The sequence below is a fragment of the Pseudoalteromonas sp. AWM4_233 genome (assembly GCF_056158285.1).
Genome location: NZ_JBSWSZ010000010.1, coordinates 1 through 4,350, shown reverse-complemented (window position 1 = coordinate 4,350; position 4,350 = coordinate 1). Strand labels below are relative to the sequence as shown.

4 protein-coding genes and 4 pseudogenes are annotated in these 4,350 nt (G+C 43.1%); all 8 read right to left on the bottom strand.

All coding sequences use genetic code 11. From position 1 onward, the window contains the following. Window positions 1–201 precede the first annotated feature (201 nt). A pseudogene (locus ACXAC4_RS18135) lies at window positions 202–355 on the bottom strand (RNA polymerase factor sigma-54); the annotation flags it as partial. Between the two features lie 47 nt (window positions 356–402). Further along, window positions 403–633, bottom strand: a pseudogene (locus ACXAC4_RS18130) (ABC transporter ATP-binding protein C-terminal domain-containing protein); the annotation flags it as partial. A 2-nt stretch (window positions 634–635) separates the two neighbouring features. Next, window positions 636–1,229: pseudogene (locus ACXAC4_RS18125) on the bottom strand (lyase family protein); the annotation flags it as partial. A 33-nt stretch (window positions 1,230–1,262) separates the two neighbouring features. Beyond that, on the bottom strand, window positions 1,263–1,865 hold the full coding sequence (hflD, locus tag ACXAC4_RS18120) for a high frequency lysogenization protein HflD (protein WP_054561602.1): 603 nt from the start codon (window positions 1,863–1,865) through the stop codon (window positions 1,263–1,265). Beyond that, window positions 1,865–2,965 carry a tRNA 2-thiouridine(34) synthase MnmA gene (gene mnmA, locus ACXAC4_RS18115; protein WP_119852693.1) on the bottom strand — a complete coding sequence of 367 codons (1,101 nt, stop codon included), beginning with the start codon at window positions 2,963–2,965 and terminating at the stop codon, window positions 1,865–1,867. The genes hflD and mnmA overlap by 1 nt, the downstream gene beginning before the upstream one ends. Window positions 2,966–3,052: 87 nt before the next feature. After that, complete coding sequence (locus tag ACXAC4_RS18110; protein WP_138600628.1) at window positions 3,053–3,487, bottom strand: NUDIX hydrolase; 435 nt, start codon at window positions 3,485–3,487, stop codon at window positions 3,053–3,055. Then, window positions 3,480–4,130 (bottom strand): annotated as a pseudogene (locus ACXAC4_RS18105) (pseudouridine synthase). The gene ACXAC4_RS18110 and the pseudogene ACXAC4_RS18105 overlap by 8 nt, the downstream one beginning before the upstream one ends. Next, the coding region (locus tag ACXAC4_RS18100) for a TusE/DsrC/DsvC family sulfur relay protein (RefSeq protein WP_475164344.1) at window positions 4,130–4,350 on the bottom strand (221 nt) is incomplete at its 5' end. The gene ACXAC4_RS18100 and the pseudogene ACXAC4_RS18105, both read right to left, overlap by 1 nt.

Sequence of the window (4,350 nt, the reverse complement as noted above, 5' to 3'; positions counted from 1 at the left end):
AAGGTTAACGACGGTTAGATTCACCTCTTACACAGCACCTGACAGTGTCTTTACTCAGTGCTGCATCGCTATCGAGTTCGTAATCGCTGGTCGGTTCATCACCGTGACCATCATCAGTAGAGTTAGAGAGTTGCTCGCTAGAGTCAGTGTCTTTGGTCGCTTTGTCTGAATCATTGCCATCAGTACTTGGCTCTAATTCCGACTCATCTACTTCGAGTAAAGGGTTGCTATCCAGCGCTTCTTGGATCTCTTGCTGTAGATCAAGTGTGCTCAATTGCAGCAAGCGAATTGCTTGTTGCAATTGTGGTGTCATGGTTAGTTGCTGCCCCATGCGCAGCTGTAGCGATTGCCTCATGTATTTCTAACAATCCTTTTTGTTATTTGGATTATGTCTTGCTTTAACTATAGACGGAATTGTTCACCTAGGTAGACGTCTCTTACGGTTTGATCAGCTAAAACTGACTCAGGCGTACCTGACGCGATTAATTCACCATGTGAAACAATATAAGCTTTCTCACAAACATCAAGGGTTTCTCTTACATTGTGATCTGTAATGAGGACACCAATGCCGCGGTTTTTTAAATGCTCAACAATTTTCTTTATATCTAACACCGAAATCGGATCAACGCCAGCACAATTTGGTCACGTTGACGCTTTAAGCGCATGTAGACGTTTGCAAACTCTTTACCCATTGTCGAAGGGGTAGCTGGTTGACCGTGGGTACGTGTCATCATCGCAACTGACTTGTACTCAACTGCTTTTTCTTTTAATGCATTTAGAAGTTGGTCACAGTATGGAAGTAATACTTTGTCACGCGCTTCAGTAAGCATTAAACCGTGAGACAGGTTATTGATGTCTTCTGAAGTACATGCAAAGTGAATGAATTCGTTAACTGCGTTAAGCTCTGCGTTATCAGCTACTTTTTCTTTAAGTAGGTATTCAACTGCTTTTACGTCATGATTAGTTGTGCGCTCAATCTCTTTAACGCGTGCTGCATCCGCTTCGCTAAAGTTATCAACAATGGCATTAAGTAAAGCATTAGCCTCGTCGCTAAAAGCCGGTACTTCTTTGATTGCGCTAGCTGCAGATAAAGCTTGTAACCAACGAACTTCAACAGTTACACGGTATTTGATTAAACCAAATTCGCTGAAAATGCTGCGTAGTTCCGTGGTCTTGCTGCCATAGCGACCATCTACCGGAGAGATAGCGGTTAACGCTGAAAGCTCCATAATGACTCCTAAATTGTCTAGTTTGAACGATAATTAAATTGATTGTTTAGCAATGGCGAGGATTTTTCTTTTTGCAAAGAAAAAGTGACGGCGTTTACCGCCCATTTGTCGCCATAACACGGCACTACGAATTCCGGCCAATAATAGGGCACGAATTTTGTTTTGCGTGAGCTGCTGTTTTAATAACTCTGGCTTGCCATACACTTGAATACGATGCCCAAGGGGGCTTAGCACCGATGAGTAAATATCAGCAAGCGCTGCTACTACAGTATCATCTGTGATAGCAAAATGGTCGAGGCGACGTTTAACATCATCAATGCGACGACCTAATTCATTTAAACTGTTTTGTTTTGAACTTAATGCACGTTCTAATTGCATTAAACCACCCACATATTTTACGATTTCGACGTCTTTGTCGGCGCCAGCCGAAAGCTGTGCAATCAAAATGCGATAGCCTTCACGTAAATTATGCTTACCCTGATACACGTCTTCAGGGCTATTTGGTGATGTTTCAACAATACAGTTTAGTAATTTTTCTAATTCGTGATCACTGCCTTGGCCATATTGCGCAACTTTTTGTACTTGTTTAGCAACTTGACACATGGCAGCTAAAGCCATGACTTGGTGCTCTGTCATTATTTGATCACCGAATCAATAATGCCGCCACCTAAACAGACTTCGTCAGCGTAGAATACAGCTGATTGGCCCGGTGTCACTGCCTTTTGTGGCTCATCAAATAGTACGCGCGCCATACCATCTTCACCAACAAGTAAAGTACAGCTGATATCTTCTTGGCGATAGCGGGTTTTAACAGTGCAGCGTGTGGTCCCTTTCGGACCTTCGCGGTCAACCCAGTGCAGCTGGTTTGCATTTAAACCATTGCTGTACAGGCGAGGGTGGTCTTTACCTTGACCAACCACTAATACGTTACGCTCAACGTCTTTATCAACTACATACCAAGGTTCACCCGAACCTTCTTTCATGCCACCAATTAATAGACCTTTACGTTGACCAAGTGTGTGGTACATCAAGCCTTCGTGCTCACCCACTTCGTTGCCATCGGTGTCTTCAATTTTACCTGGCTGTGCTGGTAAGAATTTTTGTAAGAAGTCTTTAAATTTACGCTCACCAATAAAACAAATACCAGTACTGTCTTTTTTATCGTGCGTAATTAAATCTTGCTCTTCAGCAATGCGGCGTACTTCAGGCTTAGCAATATCGCCAACAGGGAAAAGTGTTTGCGCAATATGCTCATGGCTTAAAGTGTATAAGAAATAGCTTTGATCTTTGTTGTCATCGAGGCCACGACACATTACAAATTTATCACCACGTTTTTCGCGGCGAACATAGTGGCCAGTCGCGATGTAATCAGCCCCAAGTGCTTGTGCTGCAAATTCTAAAAATGCTTTGAATTTAATTTCTTTATTACACATGATGTCTGGGTTTGGCGTACGGCCTGCTTTGTACTCTGCTAAAAAGTACTCAAACACGTTGTCCCAGTATTCGGCTGCAAAATTTACAGTGTGAAGCTCAATACCTAGCTTGTCGCACACAGCTTGTGCGTCTTTTAGGTCTTCAGCTGCAGCGCAATATTCATCATTATCGTCTTCTTCCCAGTTTTTCATGAACAGGCCTTCAACTTGATAGCCTTGTTGCTTTAATAAATACGCTGATACAGAAGAATCAACACCGCCGGACATACCCACGATGACTTTAATGTGACTATTTTCGCTCATAATATTCGCTGTCATTTTTTAACTGCTATGGAAAGGCCGGTATTATAGCATGCTTTTAGACGCCCAAACCAGCCAAAATCACAGCGCTTATTGGTAAATCAAACTAAGTGGGTAGGCTTTACCAGCTAAATGATCTTCAATGCATTTTAAAACCAGAGGGCTTCTAAGCGGCAGGCTTTTAATTTGCTCAAGGCTAAACCAATCTGCGCTGAGAATGTCATCATCTTTGGGAGATGGTTTAAACAGCTCTGGGCTATTAAAAGCAAAGCTAAAACGCATATAGTGAATGCCATTCGTGGCGTGTAAATTATAGATACCAACAAGGTGACTAGCATTTAGACTAATCCCTGTTTCTTCAATAAGTTCTCGATGAGCTGCTTCAGCTAAGGTTTCATTGGCTTCCAAATGCCCGGCAGGCTGGTTATAGCAAATCTCACCTGTGTGTTTATCGCGCTCTTTAACAAGTAAAAATTTTTCTTGGCATGTGACGATGGCGGCCACTGTGACATTGGGTTTATGCATCTGGGTTGTTCACTACTTTAAATTGACCACTGTCTAAGCCATCAAGGGTATAGTTACCAATGCTGTAACGAATTAATCGCAAAGTAGGGAAGCCAACATGCGCTGTCATACGGCGAACTTGGCGATTACGCCCCTCAGTGATAGAGATTTCTAACCAGCTGGTTGGAATGTTTTTACGCTCGCGAACGGGCGGGGTACGCGGCCAAATTGACGGCTGCGTCAATACGCCTAACTTTGGCAGGCTTGGTCATGCCATCTTTAAGCTCTACACCTTTGTTAAGTGCAAAGATAGCCTCATCAGTCACATCGCCTTCTACTTGCACCCAATAAGTTTTAGCTGTTTTTTTATTGGGTTCAGGTAAGTGTGTGTTGTAATATTACCGCAGTTGGTAAGGAGCAACAGTCCTTCGCTATCTCTGTCTAGGCGTCCTGCTGCATACACGTCTTTAATAGTAATAAAGTCGGCAAGCGTTTTGCGGTTTTGGTCATCGGTAAATTGGCAAAGCACATCAAATGGTTTGTTCAATAGCACCACTTTGCGCTGCTCTGGGCTAATTGCCTTTTTAACTTGGCGTTTTTGAGTAGGTCTTGAATAAGTACGACCGCTACTACGACGTGGTTTGCTATTGGCTTTGTTAACCATTAAATGCACCTAGCCGGTTTAGGTAAACCTGCAATTTTAGTCGCTTGCTTAGCGGGGCCTTTAGGGAATAGCTTATACAAGTACATGCTATTTCCTTTTTCTTCACCTAGCTTTTGGGCCATTGCTTTGACCAGCATGCGTATTGCCGGGCTGGTGTTGTACTCTACGTAAAAATCACGCACAAAATGCACAACTTCCCAGTGCTGCTCACTTAAGGTAA

What these genes read in the sequence shown, in the direction of transcription:
- hflD (WP_054561602.1), bottom strand. Translation starts at nt 1,865, where the DNA reads ATGACAGAGCACCAAGTCATGGCTTTAGCTGCCATGTGTCAAGTTGCT.
- mnmA (WP_119852693.1), bottom strand. Translation starts at nt 2,965, where the DNA reads ATGAGCGAAAATAGTCACATTAAAGTCATCGTGGGTATGTCCGGCGGT.
- ACXAC4_RS18110 (WP_138600628.1), bottom strand. Translation starts at nt 3,487, where the DNA reads ATGCATAAACCCAATGTCACAGTGGCCGCCATCGTCACATGCCAAGAA.